The 24882-nt window shown below is 57.7% G+C and carries 21 protein-coding genes; 7 read left to right on the plus strand and 14 right to left on the minus strand.

Features of this window, described 5'->3' with window-relative positions; genetic code table 11:
• Positions 1–31: 31 nt before the first annotated feature.
• On the minus strand, positions 32–970 hold the full coding sequence (locus tag HB779_RS05125; protein ID WP_188344706.1) for a nucleoside hydrolase: 939 nt from the start codon (positions 968–970) through the stop codon (positions 32–34).
• 112 nt (positions 971–1082) lie between these two features.
• Here HB779_RS05125 and HB779_RS05130 point away from each other — a divergent pair, with 112 nt between their 5' ends.
• Together HB779_RS05130 and HB779_RS05135 are read left to right on the plus strand one after the other, a co-directional pair.
• Positions 1083–1505 carry an Hsp20 family protein gene (locus HB779_RS05130; RefSeq protein WP_188344707.1) on the plus strand — a complete coding sequence of 141 codons (423 nt, stop codon included), beginning with the start codon at positions 1083–1085 and terminating at the stop codon, positions 1503–1505.
• Between the two features lie 141 nt (positions 1506–1646).
• Entirely contained in the window at positions 1647–1916 is a 270-nt protein-coding gene (locus HB779_RS05135) for a DUF1150 family protein (protein WP_371823885.1), read from the plus strand.
• 222 nt (positions 1917–2138) lie between these two features.
• On the opposite strand, the gene pncB is transcribed toward HB779_RS05135, so the two are convergent.
• Entirely contained in the window at positions 2139–3446 is a 1308-nt protein-coding gene (gene pncB, locus HB779_RS05140; RefSeq protein WP_188344709.1) for a nicotinate phosphoribosyltransferase, read from the minus strand.
• 277 nt (positions 3447–3723) lie between these two features.
• Between pncB and HB779_RS05145 the strand changes: the two genes are divergently transcribed.
• Together HB779_RS05145 and HB779_RS05150 are read left to right on the plus strand one after the other, a co-directional pair.
• On the plus strand, positions 3724–4893 hold the full coding sequence (locus HB779_RS05145) for an efflux RND transporter periplasmic adaptor subunit (RefSeq protein WP_188344710.1): 1170 nt from the start codon (positions 3724–3726) through the stop codon (positions 4891–4893).
• Positions 4894–4901: 8 nt separating this feature from the next.
• Positions 4902–8039, plus strand: coding sequence for an efflux RND transporter permease subunit (locus HB779_RS05150; protein WP_188344711.1), 3138 nt, complete (start codon positions 4902–4904; stop codon positions 8037–8039).
• Between the two features lie 63 nt (positions 8040–8102).
• Here the strand turns inward: HB779_RS05150 and HB779_RS05155 are convergent, their stop codons facing one another.
• From HB779_RS05155 to HB779_RS05190, 8 genes are all read right to left on the minus strand, one after another.
• Entirely contained in the window at positions 8103–9089 is a 987-nt protein-coding gene (locus HB779_RS05155; RefSeq protein WP_188344712.1) for an ABC transporter substrate-binding protein, read from the minus strand.
• Positions 9090–9130: 41 nt separating this feature from the next.
• Positions 9131–10237: an ABC transporter permease gene (locus tag HB779_RS05160; RefSeq protein WP_188344713.1), complete on the minus strand. Its 1107-nt coding sequence runs from the start codon at positions 10235–10237 to the stop codon at positions 9131–9133.
• Positions 10238–10488: 251 nt separating this feature from the next.
• The gene (locus HB779_RS05165) at positions 10489–11364 is read right to left on the minus strand and encodes an ABC transporter permease (RefSeq protein WP_188344714.1); all 876 of its coding nucleotides are present in this window, start codon (positions 11362–11364) and stop codon (positions 10489–10491) included.
• On the minus strand, positions 11361–11819 hold the full coding sequence (locus tag HB779_RS05170) for a GNAT family N-acetyltransferase (protein WP_244642466.1): 459 nt from the start codon (positions 11817–11819) through the stop codon (positions 11361–11363). The genes HB779_RS05165 and HB779_RS05170 overlap by 4 nt, the downstream gene beginning before the upstream one ends.
• Positions 11820–12032: 213 nt before the next feature.
• Positions 12033–12830, minus strand: coding sequence for an ABC transporter ATP-binding protein (locus HB779_RS05175; protein ID WP_188344716.1), 798 nt, complete (start codon positions 12828–12830; stop codon positions 12033–12035).
• A 25-nt stretch (positions 12831–12855) separates the two neighbouring features.
• A complete protein-coding gene (gene hydA / locus HB779_RS05180; RefSeq protein ID WP_188344717.1) occupies positions 12856–14310 on the minus strand; it encodes a dihydropyrimidinase in 1455 nt (484 codons plus the stop codon).
• 63 nt (positions 14311–14373) lie between these two features.
• Positions 14374–15621, minus strand: coding sequence for a Zn-dependent hydrolase (locus HB779_RS05185; protein ID WP_188344718.1), 1248 nt, complete (start codon positions 15619–15621; stop codon positions 14374–14376).
• Between the two features lie 12 nt (positions 15622–15633).
• Positions 15634–16959, minus strand: coding sequence for an aspartate aminotransferase family protein (locus HB779_RS05190; RefSeq protein ID WP_188344719.1), 1326 nt, complete (start codon positions 16957–16959; stop codon positions 15634–15636).
• A 208-nt stretch (positions 16960–17167) separates the two neighbouring features.
• On the opposite strand from HB779_RS05190, the gene rutR reads away from it, so the two are divergent.
• Together rutR and HB779_RS05200 are read left to right on the plus strand one after the other, a co-directional pair.
• Positions 17168–17821 (plus strand): HTH-type transcriptional regulator RutR, encoded by a 654-nt coding sequence (gene rutR / locus HB779_RS05195; protein WP_188344720.1) that lies wholly within the window; start codon positions 17168–17170, stop codon positions 17819–17821.
• A gap of 284 nt (positions 17822–18105) precedes the next feature.
• Positions 18106–18843 carry an acetoacetate decarboxylase gene (locus tag HB779_RS05200; RefSeq protein WP_188344721.1) on the plus strand — a complete coding sequence of 246 codons (738 nt, stop codon included), beginning with the start codon at positions 18106–18108 and terminating at the stop codon, positions 18841–18843.
• 209 nt (positions 18844–19052) lie between these two features.
• Here HB779_RS05200 and preA read toward each other — a convergent pair whose 3' ends face one another.
• From preA to HB779_RS05220, 4 genes are all read right to left on the minus strand, one after another.
• Positions 19053–20363, minus strand: coding sequence for an NAD-dependent dihydropyrimidine dehydrogenase subunit PreA (preA, locus tag HB779_RS05205; protein ID WP_188344722.1), 1311 nt, complete (start codon positions 20361–20363; stop codon positions 19053–19055).
• 11 nt (positions 20364–20374) lie between these two features.
• Positions 20375–21832 carry an NAD(P)-dependent oxidoreductase gene (locus HB779_RS05210; protein ID WP_188344723.1) on the minus strand — a complete coding sequence of 486 codons (1458 nt, stop codon included), beginning with the start codon at positions 21830–21832 and terminating at the stop codon, positions 20375–20377.
• A gap of 229 nt (positions 21833–22061) precedes the next feature.
• Positions 22062–23675 carry a GMC family oxidoreductase gene (locus tag HB779_RS05215; protein ID WP_188344724.1) on the minus strand — a complete coding sequence of 538 codons (1614 nt, stop codon included), beginning with the start codon at positions 23673–23675 and terminating at the stop codon, positions 22062–22064.
• 106 nt (positions 23676–23781) lie between these two features.
• Entirely contained in the window at positions 23782–24249 is a 468-nt protein-coding gene (locus tag HB779_RS05220) for a carbon monoxide dehydrogenase subunit G (protein ID WP_188344725.1), read from the minus strand.
• Positions 24250–24503: 254 nt separating this feature from the next.
• Here HB779_RS05220 and HB779_RS05225 point away from each other — a divergent pair, with 254 nt between their 5' ends.
• Positions 24504–24770 (plus strand): hypothetical protein, encoded by a 267-nt coding sequence (locus HB779_RS05225; protein WP_188344726.1) that lies wholly within the window; start codon positions 24504–24506, stop codon positions 24768–24770.
• Positions 24771–24882: the final 112 nt, after the last annotated feature.

Consider the following 24882-nt stretch of genomic DNA (forward strand, 5'->3'; position numbering starts at 1 on the left):
GGCAGAAGCAGCCGCCGAACCTTGAACCGGCTTAGGGCAGGCGAGCAACACGCTCGGTCAACAGATCAAAGAAGCCGTCATCATTCACATCGCGAATGTAGAACGCGTTTTTCGGCCGGTCTGTCACGCCCCACCAGTCGACCACGGTCATCCCAAGTGTGAGTTCTGACGCCGTATCCACGGTGACATTGCACTGTCTGCCGCCGTAAAGCTCCGGCTTCAGGAGATAAGCGATGACGTTCGGGTCATGCAGCGGACCGCCGTCACTGCCATATTTCTCCTCGTCGAACCGTTCGAAAAATTCCAGCAGGGCAGCAGAGGCCAGGCCTGATTTTGTACCCATGGCGCGAAAGCGCTCAACCCGCTTGGCGGTGGTCAGCGCCTTGTGCGTCACATCCAGCGGCAGCATGACCACATGGACGCCCGAATCCAGCACGATCTGTGCTGCCTGCGGGTCGACATAGATGTTGAATTCGGCTGTCGGTGTAACATTGCCGCCCTCGAAGAAGCCGCCACCCATCAGCACGATCTCGCGGATACGCGTTGCAATCTCAGGTGCGCGGATCAGCGCCTGCGCGATGTTGGTCAACGGCCCGAGCGGGCAAAGCGTTACGCTGCCGCTTTCTTCCTTCAGCAAGGTTTCGATGATGAAGTCAACCGCATGCTGCTTTTGCAGCGGCATACTTGGTTCAGGCAGATCAGGGCCGTCGAGCCCGGTCTTGCCATGCACATATTCGGCAGTGACGAGCGCACGCATCAGCGGCCGGTCGGCCCCGGCAAAGACTTTCACATCAGTGCGTCCAGCCAGTTCACAGATCTTGCGGGCATTGGTTTGCGTCAATTTCAGCGGCACATTGCCGGCAACGGCGGTTATTCCGAGCACATCCAGTTCCGGGCTTGCCAGCGCCAGAAGGATTGCCAGAGCATCATCCTGCCCCGGATCGGTGTCGATTATGATTTTACGCGTCATCTCTTGCTTTCATTCTCTTGAAGTCTGCATCCGGATCGACCATATCAAAGGACAGAAGGGAAATGCCATCTCCGGGTTTCTCTTTTAGGTCGCTTTTCTGAGGACTGCACAGATGACACGAATGACACCGTTTTCAAGCCCTTTGCTGCTTGGTTTCGACACGATGGAAAAGACGCTGGAGCGTATTGCCAAATCTGGCGATGGCTACCCGCCTTACAATATCGAACGTATCCATGGCGATAACGGCCGTGAACAGCTTCGTATAACCCTCGCAGTCGCTGGGTTTTCCAATGACGATCTCGAAGTGACCACCGAAGACAACCAGTTGGTCATTCGCGGCAGGCAGGCCGATGAAAGCGAACGGGAATATTTGCATCGTGGCATCGCAGCGCGCCAGTTCCAGCGCATATTTGTTCTTGCGGATGGAATGCGCGTCGGCGCTGCCACGTTGAAGAATGGGCTTCTGTCGATCGACCTCGACCGGCCGGAACCCGAACGATTGGTCAAACGCATCAACATTGCGGTACAGGACTAGCGCATAACCGCAAAAATCATCTTCGATTTTTGGAAAGGATTATGCGCCAACAAAGGGCTACTGCGTCCTTTATGCGTCCATGGGGACGCATGGCGCAGTAGTAGCTCTAACTGGACAGGGCCTAGGATGGACTGTCCGACTATGGAGGCTGATATGCAAAACGCTGTTTCAAAGAATTTCTTGAGCGAGCTCGAATTCTCGCGTCTTGGCGCCGGACAGGTTGCCTATATGCGCAAAGTAAAGACCGACGATCTCGCCACCAGCTTTCCGGCTTTGCCGCCAATGACACCGGGCGTTGAGCTCTGGGCGCTGTTTGCTGCCAATGGCGATCCGATCGTGCTTTCCGATGAACGCGACAACATCCTTGTCGGTGCCCAGGAGCATGAACTGCGCACGGTCATGCTGCAGTAACAGTTTGATCGGTTGATCGTTGATTTCAAAAACCCCCGCTGGCTCGCCTGCGGGGTTTTGTTTGAGTGGCATGAATATTGTGCGTGGTTCGGCAAGCTCACCATGAGAAAGAGTGTTGGCTGCAAAGCCAATCGCAGATGCTGCAGAATATAGCTCCCTGCAATCCTCCATATCCCTCATGGTGAGCTTGTCGAACCACGCACACTGCCAATACAGTTGACCCTAAACCTTGACCGCCTGCTCCACCCTGTCCTCGGCTCCAAACAACTCGAGATAGCGTTTGATCTCGGCCTTATCGCCAGTGGCCTTCTTGGGATTGTCCGAAAGCTTGACCGCCGGGCGACCATTGGCCTCGCTGACCTTGCAGACCAGTGAAATCGCATTCAGCTGGTCGTTATATTGCGGTGCGCAATCCTCGAAATCATTGGTCAGGTTCGTGCCCCAGCCGAAACTCATCCGCACCTTGCGCTTGAAGTGATGATAGGTTTCCTCGATTGTCTCCACATCGAGGCCATCGGAGAACACCAGCAGTTTGCTGCGCGGGTCCTTGCCCTTGGCCCGCCACCACGCCAGGATTTTTTCGCCGCCTTCAATCGGCGGGGCACTGTCCGGGCGAAAGCCGGTCCAATCAGCCACCCAGTCCGGCGCATCACGCAGGAAAGCCGCTGTGCCAAATGCATCCGGCAGCACGATCAGAAGATTACCGCCATAGTACCGGTTCCAGTCCTGCAGCACCTTGTAGGGGGATTTGAGCAGTTCCTCTTTGGTCCGGCTTAACGCTGCCAGCACCATCGGCAGTTCGTGCGCATTGGTGCCCAGCGCTTCCAGATCATTGTCCATGGCCAGAAGCACATTGCTTGTACCGGTGAAAGCTTCGCCAATGCCTTCCTTCAGCGCCTCCACGCACCAGCGCTGCCATAGGAATGAATGGCGTCGGCGCGTGCCAAAATCAGAAATGCGGATATCGGGCAGGGCACGCAGGCGCTCGACCTTCGACCACATCTTGGCCTTGGCGCGGGCATAGAGCACGTCAAGCTCGAAGCGTCCCAGCTTCTTCATCGCAGCCCGCGAGCGCAGTTCATTGATGATGGTCAGCGCCGGAATTTCCCACATGGTGGTGTACATCCACGGACCGTAAAAATTCAGCTCGTACTGCCCGTCGCGCTTGATCAGCTCATATTCCGGCAGCTGGAAGTTTGTCAGCCATTCCAGAAAATCTGGTTCAAAAATCTGCTTCTTGCCGTAGAACGTGTTACCCCCGAGCCAGATCATTTCTTTCTTGGAAAAACGCACCGTGCGGGCATGGTCGAGCTGTTCGCGCAGCTCATCCTCGTCGATTTCGTCGCCAAGCCGCACGCGCGTGGTGCGATTGATTAGGGTGAAGGTTGCATCGACTTTCGGATAGACGCCCCAGATCATCTGCAGCATCAGTAATTTATAGAAATCCGTATCCAGCAGGCTGCGGACAATGGGATCGAGTTTCCACGTATGATTGAACACGCGCCGTGCAATGTCGGTCTTCGTCGCCATTGAATGCTCTCCTCGAGAATTTCCGCCCGCCATGTTGCACGGCGCAAACAGGTCATCAAGCAGAACCAGCCGTAACCGGCTAAATTCAGCAGGCAAACAAGGAATGCGCTTCCATTAAATCTTTGTAACCTCACGGTTTTGTCATTAACGGCGACATCAAAGCGCTTTATTCTTCGTCCTAAACAAGCCCAAGCGCCGGGATGTGCTTTGGGATATAATCATAAATCTGGCGGTGCTGGCTCTGCTTCAGGCGGAACCGGTCTTTTTGGAGTGGTGTATGAAAGTCTGGAAACAACTCATATTGGTTGTGGCGATCCTCGCCGTTGCTGGCGCAGGATGGCTATACTTTGTTCCAGGCTCATCCGACTTTCTGAAAAAAGCAGGCGTTGGCAAGAACGCGGCGACCACGGCAAACCCCGCTGCTCCCGCCGGACAGGGCCGCAATGGTCAGTCCGTGCCCATCGTTGTCGTGCGCGCCGCCGAGCAGGCCAAGATCAACGACAAGTTTTCCGCGATCGGCACCGGCAAGGCAAAAAGCTCGGTTTCCGTTACGCCTTTTGCTGCCGGCCGCATGAACGAAATTCTTGTCACGTCGGGTACAAAGGTTGAAGCCGGTGATGTGATCGCCAGACTGGATGCCGAAGCTGAAACCATCGCCGCCGATAAGGCGCGCACCATGCTGAAGGATGCGCAGAGCAAGTTGAAGCGGGCCGAAAATCTCAGCAGCACCAATACGGTTTCCGCCGTGCAGGTATCCGATGCGGGTCTGGCGGTCGATAATGCCGGACTTGATGTGCGTGAAGCGGAATTGGCGCTGGACCGCCGTGCCATCAAAGCGCCGATCGGCGGCATTGTCGGTATTCTGCCGGTCAGTGCCGGTAATTATATCACCACGACCACCCAGATCGCGACCATCGCTGACCGCAGCGACGTGCTGGTGGATTTCTGGATTCCCGAACGTTTTGCTCCGTCCGTAAAAGTCGGTGCTGCCGTGACCGCCACCTCGGTGGCTCGTCCCGGCGAGACGTTCAAGGGGGCCATCAGCTCCATTGACAACCGGGTTGATCCGGACAGCCGTACCCTGCAGGTTCAGGCCAAGATCACCAATCCGAATGATGCCCTGCGTGAAGGCATGGCTTTTCAGGTTGCCATGGGCTTTGCCGGTGAGACCTATCCGACGGTTGACCCGCTTGCCATCCAGTGGGGCACGGACGGCGCTTATGTCTGGAAGATTACGGACAACAAGGCGCAGCGCGTTCCCGTCCGCATCATGCAGCGCAACACAGCCTATGTTCTGGTCAATGCCGAGATACAGCCAGGCGATCTCATTGTCGCCGAAGGCGTGCAGGCCGTTCGCCAGGGTGGCACTGTCCAGATCAAGGGCCAGCCAGCCAGCCAGAGTGATTCCGGTGCGAAGCCCACAGCTTCCGTCGGCGAACAGGGCTGAGGTGCGGCGTGAGCAATTCGCAGGGACAGTCCAACGCCAATTTCACCGCCCTCTTCATCCGCCGTCCGGTTTTGGCGCTGGTTCTCAACGCTCTCATCGTTCTGGCCGGTCTTGCCGCCTTCTATGGCGTCGATGTGCGCGAGCTGCCGGATGTTGACCGGCCCGTCGTAACAGTCACAACGACGTTCGTGGCCGCCGCTGCCGAAACGGTTGACCGGGAGCTGACCGCCGCCATCGAAGGCGCAGTGTCGCGTGTCTCGGGCGTCAAATCCATTTCCTCCAGTTCATCCTTCGGCACCAGCCGGGTCACGGTGGAATTCAACGACGGTGTTGATTTGAATGTGGCTGCTGCCGATATGCGCGACGCCATCAGCCGCATCACCAACACGCTGCCGGAGCAGGCGGACCCGCCGCAGATCGTCAAAGCCGACGCCAATGCGGATGCCGTCATGCGCCTTGCCGTGACGTCAGACACCATGGCCGTCGAGGATATGACTGTGCTGGTCGAGGACCAGATTCAGGATGTCCTGGCCTCCGTACCCGGTGTTGCCGACGTGCAGATCAACGGCAATCGCAGCAAGATTTTCCGCATTGATATCGATCAGGGCAAACTTGCAAGTCTTGGACTGACCGTTGCCAATGTCCGCACTGCACTCAACACCATGGCGTTCGATACACCGGCGGGCCAGATCAACAGCAATGCCCAGAGCATCGTCGTCCGCGCTACGGCGCCGATTGTGACGCCTGAGGATTTCGAGAACATCATCATCAGCGGCAGGACCAAGATCCGCGATATCGCCACGGTGACGCTGGGTCCGGACATCGGCACCTCGTCATTGCGCGCCAATGGCAAGACCGGTATCGGTCTTGGTATCATCCGCCAGGCACAGTCCAATACACTCGATATTTCCAAGGGCGTCCGCGCAGCCGTTGGACAGTTGCAAAAAACCCTGCCGCAAGGCGTCGATATTCGCGTTACCAGTGATGATGCGGATTTCATCAACGGTGCCGTTCACGAGGTCGAAATTGCGCTGGGCGCTTCCGTCTTCATCATCATCCTGATCATCTATCTGTTCCTCTGGGATATCCGCGCTACGCTGATTCCGGCTGTGAGTATGCCGGTGGCATTGATCGGGACGATTTCCGCCGTTTATCTCGCTGGTTTTTCGATCAACATCCTGACGCTGCTGGCGCTCGTTCTGGCAACAGGCCTCGTGGTGGATGACGCTATCGTTGTGCTTGAAAACATTGTCCGGCGACGCAATCAGGGCATGGGTCCGCGTGCAGCTGCCGTGCTGGGCACGCAGGAAGTGTTCTTCGCGGTTATCGCAACCACGGTGACACTTGCCGCCGTTTTCGTGCCGCTCTCTTTCCTGCCCGGACAGACGGGCGGTCTCTTTCGCGAATTCGGCTTCGTGCTTGCCATCTGCGTTCTGCTCTCCGCCGTTGTGGCATTGACGCTGTGCCCGATGCTGGCCTCACGTCTCCTGTCGGCAAGCGAGGCCAAGCACGAGGATATCAATCACTCCCCCGGTCTTATCAAGCGGGTCGGCGGCTGGTTCCTCGGCGCTTACAGCCGCATGCTGCATGTCTGTCTCGCCGCGCCGTGGATTGTCGTGCTGGTATCGCTGCTGTTCGCCGGGGCGGCCTTTGGCGCCTTCTCCCTGCTCAAACAGGAACTGACGCCGACGGAAGACCGGGCGGCATCCTTCCTGCGCATCACGGCACCGCAGGGTGTCAGTCTTGAATATCTCAATGATCAGATGCGTCAGATCGAAACGCTGATCCAGCCCATGCGCGATTCCGGCGAAATCCAGAACACATTCTCCATTGCCGGTCAGGGCGGCAATACCAATCGCGGCTTTATGGTCCTCAGTCTTGCCACGTGGAAGGAACGTCACCGCACCCAGCAGGAAATTCTGGCTGATGTGTCCAAGCGCGTGCGCAACATTCCGGGCATTCAGGTTTTCGCCGCCCAGCCCAACTCATTGGGTATTCGCGGTGCCGGCAATGGCCTGCAATTTGCCATCGTCGGAACAAGCTATGCGGAGCTTGGAAGTACGGCTGCCAAGATTGTCTCGGCGCTCGAGAAGGACAAGCGGTTTGACCGGCCGCGCCTGACCAACGAACCGACGCAGCCGCAGCTTTCCGTATCAATCGATCGCGAACGGGCTTCGGACCTTGGCATCGAGATCACGGGTCTGGCCGAAGCGCTGCAATCCGTCCTCGATGGTTACAAGATCGGTTCGGTCTATATCGAGGATCGCAGCTTTGACGTGAAGCTTGTCTCCACCACCAATCCGATCAATGATCCGACCGATCTTGAAAATGTTTTCATGCGCACCAGCGATGGACGTTTCGTGCCGATGTCAACCATTGCCAAGCTGACAGAAGTGGCTGTGCCGCCAGCATTGACCCGCGAACAGCAAATGCGCTCGGTCGCAATCACCGCGGCCCTGAGCCCGGATTTTGCGCTGGGTGATGCCTACAAGGTAGCACAGGAAATAGCAGCGCCGATGCTGCCGCCGGGTTACAGGCTCATCCCGCTGGCCGAAGCGGCGACATTGGGCGAAAACTCCGCCAGCATGTTTGTCACCTTCGGTTTCGCCATACTGATCATCCTGCTTGTGCTGGCCGCACAGTTCGAAAGCTTCATCAGCGCGGTCATCGTCATGGCGACCGTTCCGCTCGGTCTGGCCTGCGCGGTCTTTGCCATGCTGCTCACCGGCACCAGCATGAACGTCTACAGCCAGATCGGATTGGTGCTGCTTGTCGGCATCATGGCCAAGAATGGCATTCTGATTGTCGAGTTTGCCAATCACCTGCGCGATCAGGGCCGCAATGTGCGCCAAGCCATCGAAGAGGCGTCCAACATTCGCCTGCGCCCGGTTGTAATGACCATGCTTTGCGCCATCCTTGGCGGCGTGCCGCTGGTTCTGGCCAGCGGTGCCGGTGCCGAGGCGCGTATTGCCCTTGGCTGGGTCATTGTGGGCGGTTTGGGCCTTGCCACCGCCTCGACCCTGTTCCTGACCCCTGTCGCCTATCTCCTGCTCGCCGGGTTCTCCAAACCAAAGGCTGAAGAGGAAGCGCGACTGGAGCGTGAACTGCTTGAAGTGGTATCGCAGCCGCCTCTGCCTGCAGAGTAGATCAGCGCTGAATACAGAAAAGGCGGGGATTGCTCCCCGCCTTTTATAATCATTCAGACGCTACTACTTCGCCGCGTCAGTGATCTTGGTTGTCCATGCGCCTTCCGGCTTCTTGGTGATGACAGGATCGGAACCGCCGCCGAGCAGGGTCTCGACCGTCCGGTCAGCTGCAGCGACATCCAGAACGCCGGTCGAGCCTTCCGTCAGCTTGTTGATCTCCGCCACCATGCGCTTCTGGTGCTTTTCGGTCTGCGCGCCACTGGCATCGTTTTCTAGCACGATATTGGCTGCTTCATCCGGATGCTGGCGGGCATAGTCCCAGCCCTTCATCGATGCCTTGACGAAGCGGGCAAGCTTTTCCACCATCTTTGGATCATCAAGGCTCTTCTGCAGCACGTAAAGACCGTCTTCCAGCGTTGCGACTTTCTCGTCTTCATACTTGAATGTCACAAGCTGATCGGCTGGAATGCCCGCATCGATCACCTGCCAATATTCATTGTAGGTCATGGTCGAGATGCAGTCCGCCTGCTTCTGGATCAGCGGATCGACATTGAAACCCTGCTTGAGCACGGTCACGCCATCCGGTCCGCCATCGGTCTTCAGGCCCAGATGGTTCATCCATGACAGGAACGGATATTCATTGCCACCGAACCAGACACCGAGGGTCTTGCCCTTGAAGTCGGCTGGCTTGGTGATGCCGGTTTCCTTGCGGCAGGTCAGCATCATGCCGGAGCGCTTGAACGGCTGGGCGATGTTGACGAGCGGCAGACCCTTTTCGCGGGTGGCAAGCGCCGACGGCATCCAGTCGACCACCACATCGGCGCCGCCACCGGCGATCACCTGCGGCGGGGCAACATCCGGTCCGCCCGGCTTGATCTCCACATCGAGATTGGCTTCTTTGTAGAAGCCCTTGTCCTTGGCGACGTAATAGCCGGCAAACTGGCCCTGGGTTACCCATTTCAGCTGCAGGGTCAGCTTGTCGGCTGCCAGCGCCGAACCTGCCGTCAGCGTCATCGCCAGACACAGCGTCAGTGCGATCGTTTTCTTCATGCTTCAGTTCTCCTCTGTTCCTGTTTTTAAGGTCTGCTTTTTCATGTTCTGTAGGATGGGTGCCAGAAAGTCACGGCCCGCTCAATCAGTGTAATAAGCCCGTAAGACAGCGAACCGGCAAGCGCCGCGACAAAGATTTCCGCCCAGACCATATCGACATTCATGCGGCCGACTTCCGCCGAGATGCGGAAACCCATGCCGACAATGGGTGAGCCGAAGAATTCGGCAACGATGGCACCGATCAGCGCCAGCGTCGAATTGATCTTCAGTGCATTGAAAATAAACGGCATGGCCGCAGGCAGGCGCAGCTTGAGCAGTGTCTGGCCATAACTCGAACCATAGGTCTGCATCAGATCGCGTTCCATCGCACCGGAAGCGGCAAGTCCCGCCACCGTGTTCACCAGCATCGGGAAGAAGGTCATGATGACAACCACCGCCGCCTTGGATTCCCAGTTTGAGCCGAACCACATGACCATGATCGGCGCTATACCGACAACGGGCAGCGCGGCCATCAGATTGCCGATGGGCAGCAGGCCTTTGCGCAGGAACGGCACCCGGTCAACGATGATCGCAGCAAGGAAGCCGGAGCCGCAGCCGATGGCATAACCGGCAATCGCTGCTTTCAGATAGGTTTGCTGGAAGTCCGCCCACAGGGTTGGTACAGAACCGTCAATACGCGGGCCAATCATCGACGGCGGCGGCAGCAGGATGGTCGGAACGCCGAAGCCGCGCACGATGATTTCCCACAGGATCAGCAGCCACGCGCCGAAGATGAACGGCAGGGCAAGATTGATCAATCGCTGCAAATCCGGTGCAGTAGGCCGCAGGCTTGCCAGAGTTTGCACGGTAAACCATGCGAGCAGCCAGGACGAGACCACCATGCACCAGTAGCCGGGTTCAGGCCCGGTTGAATGCATGTCGCCAAGGAGGTCGATCAGGCAAAATGCCACCACATGGACAAGCACGAGAAGCACAGTGAGTGAATAGCGCGACGCGCGGGTAAACAGCGCCACGGCAGCCGCAACGAACAGCATAACCGGCGTGGTATAGGCCAGCGTGGCCTGCACATCGGCTCCCGAGGAGATGAGCAATCCCGGCACGGCAAACAGAAAGGCTGCAATGGCCAGCGGCGAGCGGGAAATCCTCATGAACGCTCTCCCTCATGCCCGGCGCCCCTTACCCTCCCCCAACGTGGGGAGGGTCGGACCGAAGGTCCGGGGTGGGGGGGAAACGCGCGCGCGGCATTCTGAGTTGTCGCTCCAATATGCCGCCGAGAGAACCGTTCTCAGGTTTCCATTTTTTCGATAGTCCCCCCACCCAGCTGTTGCGCAGCGACCCTCCCCACGCTGGCGGAGGGTAAGGGAAGGTGCCGTCATCAACGTTCCATGTATTGGGGCGCTCATGAACGTACCCCCATGCGCCGGTTGACGAGGGTGGCGATCACCCCGATCAGGCTGACGAGAATGGCAGACATCAGTGCCGCAGCAATCAGCGCCGCCCAAATCTGGACAGTCTGCCCGTAATAGGATCCGGCAAGCAGCCGCGCACCGATCCCGGCCACTGCACCTGTCGGCAGTTCACCGACAATGGCACCGACAAGACTGATGGCGACGGCAATTTTCATCGAGGTGAAGAGATAGGGCATCGAAGCTGGCCAGCGCAGCTTCCAGAACACCTGCGCCTTCGAGGCATTGTAGGTGCGCATCAGATCAAGATGCATGATTTCCGGCGAACGCAGCCCCTTCACCATGCCGACGGCAACGGGAAAGAACGAGAGATAGGTAGAAATCATCGCCTTGGGCAGAAGGCCCGTTATGTTTACCGCATTCAGCACCACGATGATCATCGGCGCGATGGCAAGAATGGGTACGGTTTGTGAGGTGATGATCCACGGCATCAAGCTCTTGTCGAGCGTGCGCGAATGGACAATGGCAATCGCAAGCAGAATGCCAAGCAGGGTGCCCTGACCGAAACCCAGCAGTGTAGAGGACAGCGTCACCCCCCCATGATAGACGAGGCTGCGCTTCGATGTCGGGCTGATATCGAACACCGTTTTGCGAATTTCCTCTGCCACCTGATGCGGTGCGGGCAATACCGGCCGCTCCTGCGCCATGGTGTTGGCAATGAGCTGGCCGGTTGAAATGGTCGTATTGGCGCGCCCCGCCTGATCCCGTTCGAACGGAGCATTCAGGATGACCGCAAAAATGTACCACAGGGCGAGAATGGCGATCAGGACGGTGCCGACGGGGATCACATGGTTGCGGATGAAATTCATGGGTGCACCCCTGCATCCGGCCGCTGCCAGCGATACAGAATATCCGGCAGATGTTCTTCATTCTCGCCATCGGTACGGCGCACTTCGGCAAAGCCCTCACGCTGGTAAAACGCCTGCGCACCGCTATTGGCAACAAACGTCCATAGTTCCACAGGGCCGGTTGCCTTTGCTTTGGCGTGGTCAAGCAGTGCCTTGCCGACGCCTCTGCCACGCTGGTTCTCATGCACATAAAGCGCATTCACCATATTGTCGGGAGCAAGCGCTACCATGCCGGCCACCGTGTCGTCATTATCGGCGACAAACACTTCGTATTTGCTGAAAACAATATCGCAATAATAGTCGTTGACCTCATCCGCCGGATGGACGCGCGGCATCCATTCCGTCGCGTCGATCCATGCGTTGATGATGTCGGCACATTCGCTCATGTCATGCAGTCTGGCGGGCCGGATTGTCATCATCGTTTCCCTCGCCGCAGAGCCTGCAATCCCGATAAATTCAGATCGGCGGCTTGCATAAACGGAGTGCGTGGTTCGACAAGCTCACCATGAGGGAAAGTGTTGGCTGCAAAGCCAATCAGCAATTTTGCAGAATATGACTCCCTGCAACCCTCCATCTCCCTCATGGTGAGCTTGTCGAACCACGCACTCCGTTTATGCAAGCGGGAAATATTAGTCTCCATCATAGGAATGGCCATGGCGCAGGCCTTCGCGCACGCGGTGGGCGATCTCGAGAAACTCGGGCGTTTCGCGAATATCGAGCGTGCGTTCGGTGCCGAGATTGCAATCAATGATCTCGTGAATGCGGCCCGGGCGCGGGCTCATCACCACGATCTTCGTCGACAGAAAAACTGCCTCGGGAATGGAGTGCGTGACAAAGATGACGGTCTTCTGTGTCTTTGCCCACAGCTTCAGCAGCTGCTCATTGAGATGGTCGCGGACAATCTCGTCCAGCGCGCCGAACGGCTCATCCATCAGCAGCATATCAGGATCGAAGGACAGTGCCCGGGCGATGGAAGCGCGCTGCTGCATGCCGCCGGACAATTGCCATGGAAACTTTTTCTCGAAGCCTGAAAGGTTCACCAGCTCAAGGTTTCTGGCGATACGCTCAGTCCGCTCGGCTTTCGGCACGCCCATCACTTCCAGCGGCAGAGAAATATTACCGCCGATGGTGCGCCAGGGATAAAGCGCCGCTGCCTGAAACACATAGCCGTAGGCGCGCTTCTGCCGGGCTTCGGACGGCGTCATGCTATTCACCGAAATCGCCCCTGATGTCGGCTGCTCCAGATCGGCGATCACCCGCAGCAATGTGGTCTTGCCGCAACCGGATGGCCCGATGAAGGAAACAAACTCGCCGCTATTCACAGCAAGGTTGATATTCGACAGCGCATTGACCGGCCCGTCATTGGTCTGGAAGACCAGTGACAGATCCTTGACGTCGATTACGGTTTTGAGGGCCAGAGGTGTCATTGAGTTCACTATCGAAACCACTCCATCAGACGCCCGCCGGTATGTTCTTCGGGTCCCGTTCCACCTTACGCGGTGCCGTGAGTTCCTTCCATGTGGAAAGTGCACGGTTGGCCGGGGCATTGGCCTCGCGTTCGACAAAGCGGCCGCTGCCTGTCGGCGCCAGCACTTCGCCGTCCTTATAGGCGATCTGGCCGCGCGACAGGGTGGTGCGCGGCAGGCCGGTTACCTCAATGCCTTCGAACACATTGTAGTCGATAGCGGATTTCTGTGTCTTGGCGGAAATGGTCTTCGACGCTTCCGGGTCCCAGATGACAATATCCGCATCCGAGCCCTGCAGGATCGCGCCCTTGCGCGGATAGATGTTGAGAATGCGGGCAATGTTGGTGGAGGTCACGGCAACAAATTCATTTGGTGTGAGCCGCCCGGTGCGCACGCCCTTGGTCCACAAAACCGGCATACGGTCTTCAAGCCCACCCGTACCGTTCGGAATCTTGGTGAAATCGCCAACACCAAAGCGCTTCTGCTCGGTGGTAAAGGCGCAGTGATCCGTCGCCACCACCTGCAGGCTGCCGGAGGCGAGACCTGCCCACAGACCGTCCTGGTGGCTCTTGTCGCGGAAGGGCGGCGACATCACGCGGCGGGCAGCATAGTCCCAGTTCTTGTTCTTGTATTCGCTCTCGTCGAGCGTCAGATGCTGCACGAGCGGCTCGCCATAGACACGCATGCCCTTCTGGCGGGCGCGGCGGATGGCTTCATGCGCCTGTTCGCACGAGACGTGCACGATGTAGAGCGGCACACCAGCCTGATCGGCAATCATGATGGCGCGGTTGGCGGCTTCGCCTTCCAGTTCAGGCGGGCGGGAATAGCCATGCGCTTCCGGCCCGTTGTTGCCTTCGGCCAGCAGTTTTTGCTGGAGATGCGCGACCACATCGCCGTTTTCCGCATGCACCAGCGGCATAGCGCCAATTTCGGCACAGCGCATGAACGAGGCGAACATCTCGTCATCATCCACCATCAGCGCGCCCTTATAGGCCATGAAATGCTTGAACGTGTTGATGCCGCGCTCGACCACCTTCGGCATTTCGTCGAAAATCTGCTTGTTCCAGCCGGTGATGGCCATGTGGAAGGAATAGTCGGTGCGAGCCTTGCCTGCCTTTTGGAACCAGTCCTGCAAAGCAGCCAGCAGGCCGTCGGAACCGGGCAGAACGAAATCCACCACCATGGTCGTACCGCCAGCCAATGCGGCGGCCGTGCCCGTGTCGAAATCGTCCGAAGAATGCGTGCCCATGAAAGGCATTTCGAGATGCGTATGCGGATCGATGCCGCCCGGCATCAGGTAGCAGCCGGTCGCATCGATAATCTCATCGCCGGAAAGATCAGCGCCGATCTGGGCGATGATGTCGCCGTCAATCAGCACATCCGCCTTGTAGGTGCGGTCGGCGGCAATAATGGTCCCGCCTTTGATCACTTTCGTAGCCATGTGTTCGTTCCCCTTTTTGGTCTTTTGCCGAACATGCTGCTCTATAAGGAAATGGGTATCCCGTCAGGTCTGGATCTCCGCCGTCTCCAGAACAGCATGCAGAAGGACATCCGTGCCAGCGGCCGCCCATTCCTTGGAAATGTTTTCGTCTTCATTGTGGCTGAGCCCATCCACGCAGGGGCACATCACCATGGCGGTGGGAGCAACCCGGTTGACCCAGCAGGCATCATGCCCCGCGCCGGAAATGATGTTGCGGTGGCTGTATCCCAGCCGTTCGGCTGCATTGCGCACGGCGGTCACACAACCTGCGTCAAAAGTCACAGGATCGAAATGCCCGGCTTCCTCGATCTCAATTCCGAGCCCCAGTTCCTTGGCAATGAGAGGCGCCTTTTCCTCAAGTTCGGCTTTCATCGCATTCAGCGTATCAAGGTTGGGTGAGCGGAAATCGACTGTGAAAACCACCTTGCCGGGAATGACATTGCGTGAGTTCGGATAGACGTCGCAGTGGCCGATGGCACCCACCGCGCTTGGCTGATGCGCCATGGCAATGGTGTGAACGAGTTCAGTGATACGCGCCATGCCAAGCCCGGCATTTCTACGCATCGGCATGGGCGTTGATCCCGTATGGCTGTCCTTGCCGGTCAGCGTAATTTGCAGCCACCACAGGCCCTGCCCATGGGTGACAACGCCAATATCCTTGCCCTCGATTTCGAGGATGGGCCCCTGTTCGATATGCAGTTCGAACAGCGCATGCATTTTGCGTGCGCCAACCGTTTCGTCGCCCTTCCAGCCGATGCGTTCCAGCTCATCGCCGAAGGTCTTACCCTTGGCGTCTTCCCGCGCATAGGCCCAATCTTGGGTATGAATACCGGCAAATACGCCCGATGCCAGCATGGCCGGGGCAAAGCGCGTGCCTTCCTCATTGGTCCAGTTGACCACGACAATCGGATGCTTGGTCTTGATGTTGAGATCGTTAAGCGTGCGGATCAATTCCAGCCCGCCAAGGACACCGAGTACGCCGTCATATTTGCCGCCGGTCGGCTGGGTGTCGAGATGGCTGCCGACATAGACCGGCAGCGCATTCGCGTCGGTGCCTTCGCGGCGGAAGAACATGTTGCCAATGGTATCGACACCCATGGTCATGCCAGCCTTTTCGCACCAGGACTGGAAAAGACGCCGCCCCTCGGCATCCTCGTCGGTCAGGGTCTGGCGGTTATTGCCGCCACGCAGACCCGGTCCGATCTTCGCCATTTCCATCAGGCTGTCCCAGAGACGGTCGCCGTTGATCCTGAGATTTCCAGTGAGCGCCATGTGACGTAATCCTTATGCGAGGTTTTTGAGAACGTCGGCCAGCGTGTCGAACAGATGTTCGATCTGGCCTTTGGTGATGATCAGCGGCGGTGACAGCGCAATGATATCGCCCGTTGTGCGGATGAGAACACCTTTTTCATAGGCGTCAAGGAACGCCTGAAACGCCCGTTTGGTCGGTGCCCCGGGAATTGGTTCCAGTTCGATGGCACCGATCAATCCGAGATTGCGGATATCGATGACATGCGGCAGCCCCTTCAGGGCATGCAGTGCATCAGCCCAGTAATCCGAAAGCTCCGCAGCGCGGGTAAGCAACCCTTCTTCTTCATAGGTGTCGAGTGTTGCGAGCGCTGCCGCGCAGGCAATCGGATGGCCGGAATAGGTATAGCCGTGGAACAGCTCGATCGTGTTCTCAGGGCCATTCATGAAGGCTTCGTAGATCTGCTTGGTGGCAAACACCGCGCCCATGGGAATGACACCGCTGGTGATACCCTTGGCCGTGGTGATGAGATCGGGAACAACGCCGAAATAATCGACGGCAAACGGTGTGCCGAGACGGCCGAACCCGGTAATGACCTCGTCGAAAATCAGCAGAATGTCGTTCTTGGTGCAGATCTCGCGCAGACGCTGCAAATAGCCTTTTGGTGGAATGAGAACGCCGGTCGATCCCGCCACCGGTTCGACGATAACAGCCGCGATATTCGAGGCATCGTGCAGGGCGATGACCTTTTCCAGATCGTCAGCAAATTCGGCGCCATATTCCGGCTCGCCGCGGGTAAAGGCATTGCGCGCCAGATCATGCGTGTGGCGAATGTGATCGACACCGCCCAGCGCATTGCCGAAGGCCTTGCGGTTGCCGGAAATGCCGCCGACGGAAATGCCGCCGAAGCCCACGCCATGATAGCCGCGCTCGCGGCCGATCAGTTTGGTCTTGGTGCCATTACCCTTGGCGCGGTGATAGGCAAGGGCGATTTTCAGCGCCGTATCGACCGATTCCGAACCGGAATTGGTGAAGAACACATGGTCAATCGGCGAGGGCAGCATGGCCACAAGCCGCGCCGCCAGTTCGAACACTTTGGGGTGACCCATCTGGAAAGCGGGTGCGTAATCCAGCTCGGCAACCTGTTTCTGCACCGCCTCGACGATTTTTGGACGCGAATGGCCCGCATTGCAGCACCAAAGGCCTGCCGTTCCATCAAGGATTTCGCGGCCATCGGCAGATTTGAAATGCATATCCTTGGCGCTGACCAGAAGGCGGGGATTTTGCTTGAATTGCCGGTTTGCCGAAAACGGCATCCAGAACGCTTCGAGATTGTTTGTCCCCAATGCCGGTTTCGACATGTGACGTACGCCTCCTGTTTGCAGACATTGCCGCTTGTTTTGTGTTCCCGAATGATTGAACCTGTGGTGCAATCAAAAACTTGACTAGTTGGTCAAAATGCAGGCTAGAAGAGCATAGGAAGCCGGTCAAGCGCTTTATGGGGAATAAGGGCAGTTCCGGGATGCGACGAAACGGCCCGTCATAATGGATAGCAAAAGGGTGGGTGGCATGACGAGGGCAACAAAGAAGAAAGCCGGGGAAAATCCGGAAAAGACAACGCGGATTCAGGAGATCAACCGCCGTCTGATTTTGGACGCTGCCCTTGATGCTTTCTCCACCTATGGTTTTCGCGGCACGACCATCGACCAGATCGCCGACAAGGCGGGCATGTCGAAACCGAACCTGCTCTATTATTTCCCGCGCAAGCAGAACATCTATGTGACGCTGCTGGAAGAAACGCTGGAGGAATGGCTGGCGCCACTGGCCGAAATCGATCCTGAGGGCGACCCGATCGAACAATTGCGCAAATACATCACCCTGAAAATCCGCATGTCCGAAAGCCACCCCGAGGCTTCGCGCCTGTTTGCCAACGAAGTGCTGCATGGCGCTCCGGCGATCAGTGAGTTTCTGAGCAAGCATCTCAAACCGCTGGTGGACGAAAAGGCGGCCATCATCCGCCGCTGGGTGGGCGAAGGCAAACTTGCTCCGGTTGATCCCTATCACCTGATTTTCATGATCTGGGCAACCACCCAGCATTATGCCGACTTTGACGTGCAGGTGCGGGCAATCATGGGCAATCAGGTTGGCCGCCCCGGTTTCAACGAGCAAACGGCGCAGGCCGTGTTGAGTATCATTTTGAACGGTATCCGCCCGCGCCTGTGAGGGGCATTTGCATTGGCAGTGTACGTGGTTCGACAAGCTCACCATGAGGGAAATTGCAGCTGCAAATCAAAGCGAGACCTCGCAGAATTTAGCTCCCTGCAATCCACACTCTCCCTCATGGTGAGCTTGTCGAACCACGTACTTTGCCAATGCCAAGCACCAATCTCACGCGAAATTGACAGACATCCATTGTGCATTGCACTATTGTCCCGCTGCGCCGCAATATCGGTTGCCGCGTCTGACTTGCATCAAAGCCAGTTCCCCTGACATCCGGAGACAGACCCGTGAAAATATCCGATGTTCGTTCTGCCTATGCCATGCCGCTCACCAACCCGTCCTATCCGCCGGGTCCGTATCGCTTCATCAACCGTGAATTCGTGGTCATCACCTATCGCACCGATCCAGAAGCGCTGCGTGCCGTGGTGCCGGAGCCGTTGGAAATCATCGAGCCGGTCGTCAAGTTCGAGTTCATCCGTATGCCTGACTCCACCGGCTTTGGTGACTATACGGAATCCGGTCAGGTCATCCCGGTCCGCTTCAACGGCAAGGATGGCGTCTACGTCCATTCCATGTATCTCGACGATGATGCGCCAATCGCTGGCGGGCGCGAGATCTGGGGCTTTCCCAAGAAATTGGCCAGCCCGAAGATCACCCATGAGGGCGAAACCATTCTTGGCACGCTGCACTATGGCAGCGTCCTCTGCGCCACCGGCACAATGGGCTACAAGCACAAGCCTGCCGACCACGCTGCTGTGCTGAAATCCATGCTGCTGCCGAACTATCTGATCAAGATCATTCCGCATGTGGATGGCACTGCACGCATCTGCGAGGTGGTCGAATACCACCTGCAGGATATTGATCTGAAAGGAGCGTGGACTGCCCCGGCCGCGCTTGAACTTCATGCCCATGTCATGGCCAATGTCGCGGGTCTCCCGGTGCTCGAGGTTTTGTCAGGAACGCATTTTGTTGCTGATCTGACGCTCGGGCTTGGGGAAGTGGTGCATGATTATATGAAGGGATAGATTACGCTGCATGGGCGTTGTGGGTGGTTCGACAAGCTCACCATGAGGGAGAGGGATGATTGCAGGGAGTCAAGTTTTGCGATGCTGACGAATAGCTTGTAACCCACCCATCTCCCTCATGGTGAGCTTGTCGAACCACGCACGATAGTAACGCAACAAACTTTACACACCGGCAGCAAAAAACCCGCCTCAATGGGCGGGTTTTGATGTTACTCGGCAGCCACTTTGGCCATCGGGTTGTTCGGATGGGTTGTCCAGTTGGCATAATCCGGCTGGATCGGGGTTTTCGTCCGGGGATCGACACCCTCAGTCATCGGCACCATGGTGATGCAATTATCAACCGGGCAGACATTGACGCAGAGATTGCAGCCGACGCATTCCTCATCGATCACCTCGAAATGCCTTGCGCCGTCCACCATCGCGGTGATGGCCTGATGTGATGTGTCCTCGCAGGCAATGTGGCAGCGGCCGCATTTGATGCACAGGTCCTGATCAATCTGCGCCTTCGTGATGTAATTCAGGTTGAGGTACTGCCAGTCGGTCACATTTGGCACAGCCATGCCGCGAAAATCTTCGATAGAGCGGAAGCCGCGTGAATCCATCCAATCGGACAGACCGTCGATCATTTCCTGCACAACCTTGAACCCGTAGGTCATCGCCGCCGTGCAGACCTGCACATTGCCGCAACCGAGCGCAATGAATTCTGCGGCATCGCGCCATGTGGTGATGCCGCCAATGCCCGAGATCGGCAGGCCGCGTGTTTCCGCATCGCGGGCAATTTCCGCCACCATGTTCAGCGCAATCGGCTTGACCGCCGGGCCGCAATAGCCGCCATGCGAACCGCGTCCGTCAATCGATGGATTGGGTGCGAATGTGTCGAGATCGACCGAGACAATCGAGTTGATCGTGTTGATCAGCGACACCGCATCGGTGCCGCCGGATTTTGCCGCGCGGGCAGGCTTGCGCACATCGGTGATGTTCGGCGTCAGTTTGGTGATGACGGGCATGCGCGTGTACTGTTTGCACCAGCGCACCACCATCTCGATATATTCAGGCACCTGGCCGACGGCCGCGCCCATGCCGCGTTCTGACATGCCATGCGGGCAGCCGAAGTTGAGCTCGATACCATCCGAACCGGTGGCTTCCACCAGCGGCAGGATGGCCTTCCAGGCTTCCTCCTCGCAGGGCACCATGATCGATGCGATGAGGGCGCGGTCGGGCCACTTCTTCTTCACTTCGGTCATTTCCCGCAGGTTCACTTCCAGCGGACGGTCGGTAATCAGTTCGATATTGTTGAGGCCGAGCAGACGCCGGTCGGGTCCATGGATCGCGCCATAGCGCGGGCCGTTGACATTGACGACGGGCGGGCCCTGTTCGCCCAATGTCTTCCAGACCACGCCGCCCCAGCCCGCCTTGAAGGCGCGCTCGACATTGTAGGCTTTGTCCGTTGGCGGCGCAGAAGCCAGCCAGAATGGGTTGGGGGATTTGATGCCAAGGAAATTCGATGAAAGATCAGCCATTTTGGTTTCCTTCAGCCCGCAATGTGGCTTGGATGGGTGGAGTGCTGCGCCTGAGCCGCTGTGCCGTCGGCATTGTCAGCCAGCACGGCCTCGACAAAGCCGCTGACCTTGTCCGGCTGCTGTGTCAGCGCGCGATGAATGGATTCGGCGGCAAGCTTGCCATCCTGCACCGCGGCTACGGTCAGGTCCTGACCGCCGGCAATGCAGTCGCCGCCCGCCCAGATGCCTGGTATCGAGGTCCGGCGTTCCTCATCAATGCTGATCCGGCCTTTTGACAGGGCAAGTCCTGTTCCGGCGAGAATGGCCTCAGCCGGTGTCTGGCCGATCGCCTTGAAGATCTGGTCGCTGGCGAGCGTGATGCTTTCGCCAGTCGTTGCCAGTTTGCCATCCGCCATTGCCGTATAGTCCAGCGTAATGCCGCAGACTTCACCGGCAGCATTGCGGGTCAGGCCGCGCGGCTGCAACCAGTGACGGATGATCACGCCGGTTTTCAGCGCCAGCTCCTGCTCATAGGGACTGGCATTCATGCTTTCCGGTCCGCGCCGGTAGGCGATAATGACATTCTCAGCGCCGAGCAGTTTGGTCTGTACCGCGACATCAATAGCCGTCATGCCGCCGCCAATGACCACGACATCGCGACCGACGGAAATTTGCGACAGGTCGTCGCTCTGGCGCAGCACCGAGATGTAATCAACCGCGTCGATGCAACCGGCAGCATCTTCGCCCTCAAGGCCAAGCTCGTTGACACCGGGCAGGCCCATGCCGAGAAACACCGCGTCAAAACCGGTCTTCAATGCATCCAGACTGATATCGCGGCCGAGCGCCTTGTCATTCTCGATGGTGATGCCGCCGATTTCCAGAATGAAATCGAGTTCTTTCTGGGCAAAGTCATCGACGCTCTTATAGGCGGCGATGCCATATTCATTGAGGCCGCCAGCCTTTGGCCGTGCCTCGAAAATCGTCACGCTGTGACCGTGTTTGGCCAGGCGGTGCGCAGCGGAGAGACCTGCCGGACCGGCGCCGACAACAGCAACGCTCTTGCCAGTGGCTTCAGCGCGGGTGAACGGATGCTGGCCCTTGTTCATCAGATGGTCGGTGGCGTAACGCTGCAATAGGCCGATCTTCACCGGTTTGCCTTCGGCAGTTTCACGCACGCAGGCCTGCTCGCACAGAGTTTCCGTCGGGCAGACGCGGGCGCACATGCCACCCAGAATATTCTCAGCCAGAATGGTCTTGGCCGAACCGGTCGGATTGTCAGCGGCGATCTGGCGGATAAACAGCGGAATGTCGATGCCTGTCGGGCAGGCATTCATGCATGGTGCGTCATAACAGAAATAGCAGCGGTCGGATTCGACAAAGGCCTCATGCCGGGTCAGTGCCGGGTGCAGATCGGAAAAAACATCGGTATAGGCCTCGGACTCAAGCCGTCCGGTCCTCACATCACGGATTCCAGAATCGATCGATCCCATGAAATCGCCTCTCCATTTCTAAATCGGCAGCGTCCCGTTCCCTTTGGGAGCGATGCGATTGGGTGGCGGGCCGGTTTGTCCGGCCCCTGTTGAGGAAAGAATGCCAGATTTTCACAAAAGGTCAAATTTTTTATCAAACGGTCAAGAAAATCCGAAATAGCATAGTCGCGGCTGCATCGGCGACCCGTGACACCAACACAGATTGATCACAAAATAGGGCGGAAAAAAGCTAGGCGTGGTCTTCCAGAATGAGGCTCGCACCCTTGGCGCCGATCATCATGGCTGCGGCATTGGTATTGCCGGATATGATGTTGGGGAAGATCGAGCAATCGACGACACGCAGGCCATCGACACCATGGACCCGCAGGCGCGGATCGACCACGGATTGCGCCGGGTCTGGCCCCATCCGGCAGGTGGAAACCGGGTGATAGACCGTGCCGCTGCGCCTGCGGAAATCATCAATCAGCGCCTCGTCGCTTTGGCAATCGGGGCCGGGCAGCAGTTCCTCGACGATGAGTTTCGATAGGGTTGGGGTTGCCGCAATCTTGCGCAGAAATTTCACCGCGTCGAGCATTTCGGCCACATCGTGATTGGTCGAGAAGGCATTGGGCATAATGCGGGGTGCCGCGAGCGGATCGCTGGAGCGGATATGGATGGAACCGGTGCTGGTGGGACGGCAGTTCGACAGACCGATGGAAAAACCCGGCCACGGGTCTGGCGTCAGGATCGGCCGCTCGCCAACCTTGGGACGCACGGTCGAAAACGCCTGGAAGTAAAGCTGCATGTTCGGGCGTGACTGGGATGGATCGGTGCGGAAAAACCCGCCGCCCTGGTTCATGCTGATCGACAGCGGTCCGGTGCACAGCAGCAGATATTCGATGCCGACAAGCATCTTGCCCCACCATGGCCGCAGCACCTGATTGAGCGAAGCGACATTGGCACGGTAGGTGTAATTGATCCCCAGATGATCCTGCAGGTGTTCACCCACATGGGCATTGCCATGCACGACGGGAATACCGAGTTCCTGCAGGCGGGCCGCCTCTCCAATGCCGGAGAGTTCGAGCAGTTGCGGTGAATTGACCGAGCCGCCGCACAGGATCACCTCACGCCCGGCCTTAACGGTTTCGCTGCGGCCATTGCGGGTGAATTCGACGCCCGTAACGCGCTTGCCCTCGAAGGTCAAACGCTGCACCATTGCGCCAGTTAGAACCGTGACATTGGCGCGCTTCATAGCCGGGCGCAGAAACGCCCGTGCCGCCGACATGCGCCGTCCGCCCTTGGTGGTCAGCTGAAACGGTCCGGTGCCTTCCTGCGTCTTACCGTTGAAATCCGGATTATAGGTAAGGCCCGCTTCCTGCGCCGCCTTCAGAATCTGGTTGGCGAGCGGATGAAACAGCTTTGAGCAATCGGTCACATGCAGCGGGCCGCCACGGCCAAGGCTTTTTGCCGGTCCGTCATGATCTTCCAGCGTTTTGAACACCGGCAGCACGTCAGCATAACCCCAGCCGGGATTTCCCCGGTCGCGCCATTCGTCGTAATCTTCTTTGGCGCCGCGCACATAGACCATGGCATTGATCGAGCTTGATCCGCCCAGCACCTTGCCGCGCGGCCAGTAATCGGCATTGCCGCCAAGACCCGCATCGGGTTCGGCGCGGTACATCCAGTTGACCGATTTGTCGTAGAAGGTCTTGCCGTAGCCGAGCGGCATCTGCACGAAAAACTTCCGGTCTGAACCGCCTGCTTCCAGCACCAGCACGGAATAACGCCCGCTTGCGGACAGACGCTCTGCCACAACCGATCCGGCGGAACCTGATCCGACAATGATGAAGTCAAATGTGCGCATGAAATCCTGACCCGTTCATCGGGACAGGATATCCGGCTTCACCGCGCCAAACCCAAACGGCATTCCGCCATGCCCTATGGAAAATACGACAGGCGCAGATGAAATGTCAGGAAGATACCTGCGGATCGGGCAATTGCCCGCTGGCCGCCGCGCTGAGATTCTCAAAAAACTGGCTTGCCAGTTTCTTGGCGGAAGAGGCAATCAGCCGGCTGCCAAGCTGGGCAATTTTGCCGCCCACATCGGCATTGACCACATAGGTCAGCACAGTCTCCTCGCCGTCCTCGATCAGCGCGACATCAGCGCCGCCTTTGGCAAATCCGGCAATGCCGCCCTTGCCTTCGCCTGAAATGGTGTAGGACACCGGCGGATTGAGATTGCTCAGTGTCACCTTGCCGCTGAACCGTGCCTTGACGGGCCCAAGTTTCACGCCGACCGTGGCGTCGAGCTCCGTGCCGGAAACCCATTCAAGGCTTTCACAACCGGGAATGCAGGCTTTGAGTATTTCCGGATCATTCAGGGCTTTCCATACCGCGTCGCGCGATGCAGCAATGCGTTCTTCGCCGGTCATATCCATGTTTCAAGCTCTCCCTTGGAGTGCGAAAGCTAAGATAGACGGTTGATCCTGTCCATAATTTATAAAGATTCGTTATTTGTACCAATCTATTAAATCCTGTCACAAAACATCATGATACTGGCAACGAAGACTCTGGACCGAACAAGATCAGTGTAATAACAGGGTTAAGACTTTGTGATTCCGCAGGGATGACGGGTACAAAGCACTGACAAAGTATTTCTCTACATCACTCATCTCATTAAGGGAGACTGCACATGAAACTGAAAATGGTTGCCGGCATTTCGCTGCTGGCTGTCGCTCTCGTTGGCTGCTCGAAAGCTCCGACATGCACCCAGGAAGAGCTGACCAAGAAGGCTGGCGAAGTCACCGCTGCCGTTCAGCAGGTCGTTACCAAGGATCCTTCCAAGGCTCAGGAAATCGTTACCAAGATGCAGGAGCTTGCTACCAAGTATCAGGGCCAGACCGATCTGAAGGACGCCTGCAAGGCGTATGATGAAGTTCTCGCAGCCATCAAGGGCTGATAAATTTTGCGCCGCAGTTCCGCCCGGATTTGCGGCGCAATCTACCCTGACGTTAAACCGGAAGAGATTCCGTGCTGGCGTAAAATGACAGCAGTTCATTGAATTGTAATTT

This window comes from Phyllobacterium sp. 628 (assembly GCF_014189505.1).
Lineage (GTDB): Bacteria > Pseudomonadota > Alphaproteobacteria > Rhizobiales > Rhizobiaceae > Phyllobacterium.

Excerpts from the sequence above, each read along its gene's own strand:
- HB779_RS05125 (WP_188344706.1), bottom strand. The coding sequence starts at position 970 with ATGACGCGTAAAATCATAATCGACACCGATCCGGGGCAGGATGATGCT.
- HB779_RS05130 (WP_188344707.1), top strand. The coding sequence starts at position 1,083 with ATGACACGAATGACACCGTTTTCAAGCCCTTTGCTGCTTGGTTTCGAC.
- HB779_RS05135 (WP_371823885.1), top strand. The coding sequence starts at position 1,647 with ATGGAGGCTGATATGCAAAACGCTGTTTCAAAGAATTTCTTGAGCGAG.
- pncB (WP_188344709.1), bottom strand. The coding sequence starts at position 3,446 with ATGGCGACGAAGACCGACATTGCACGGCGCGTGTTCAATCATACGTGG.
- HB779_RS05145 (WP_188344710.1), top strand. The coding sequence starts at position 3,724 with ATGAAAGTCTGGAAACAACTCATATTGGTTGTGGCGATCCTCGCCGTT.
- HB779_RS05155 (WP_188344712.1), bottom strand. The coding sequence starts at position 9,089 with ATGAAGAAAACGATCGCACTGACGCTGTGTCTGGCGATGACGCTGACG.
- HB779_RS05160 (WP_188344713.1), bottom strand. The coding sequence starts at position 10,237 with ATGAGGATTTCCCGCTCGCCGCTGGCCATTGCAGCCTTTCTGTTTGCC.
- HB779_RS05165 (WP_188344714.1), bottom strand. The coding sequence starts at position 11,364 with ATGAATTTCATCCGCAACCATGTGATCCCCGTCGGCACCGTCCTGATC.
- HB779_RS05170 (WP_244642466.1), bottom strand. The coding sequence starts at position 11,819 with ATGACAATCCGGCCCGCCAGACTGCATGACATGAGCGAATGTGCCGAC.
- HB779_RS05175 (WP_188344716.1), bottom strand. The coding sequence starts at position 12,830 with ATGACACCTCTGGCCCTCAAAACCGTAATCGACGTCAAGGATCTGTCA.
- hydA (WP_188344717.1), bottom strand. The coding sequence starts at position 14,310 with ATGGCTACGAAAGTGATCAAAGGCGGGACCATTATTGCCGCCGACCGC.
- HB779_RS05185 (WP_188344718.1), bottom strand. The coding sequence starts at position 15,621 with ATGGCGCTCACTGGAAATCTCAGGATCAACGGCGACCGTCTCTGGGAC.
- HB779_RS05190 (WP_188344719.1), bottom strand. The coding sequence starts at position 16,959 with ATGTCGAAACCGGCATTGGGGACAAACAATCTCGAAGCGTTCTGGATG.
- rutR (WP_188344720.1), top strand. The coding sequence starts at position 17,168 with ATGACGAGGGCAACAAAGAAGAAAGCCGGGGAAAATCCGGAAAAGACA.
- preA (WP_188344722.1), bottom strand. The coding sequence starts at position 20,363 with ATGGCTGATCTTTCATCGAATTTCCTTGGCATCAAATCCCCCAACCCA.
- HB779_RS05210 (WP_188344723.1), bottom strand. The coding sequence starts at position 21,832 with ATGGGATCGATCGATTCTGGAATCCGTGATGTGAGGACCGGACGGCTT.
- HB779_RS05215 (WP_188344724.1), bottom strand. The coding sequence starts at position 23,675 with ATGCGCACATTTGACTTCATCATTGTCGGATCAGGTTCCGCCGGATCG.
- HB779_RS05220 (WP_188344725.1), bottom strand. The coding sequence starts at position 24,249 with ATGGATATGACCGGCGAAGAACGCATTGCTGCATCGCGCGACGCGGTA.
- HB779_RS05225 (WP_188344726.1), top strand. The coding sequence starts at position 24,504 with ATGAAACTGAAAATGGTTGCCGGCATTTCGCTGCTGGCTGTCGCTCTC.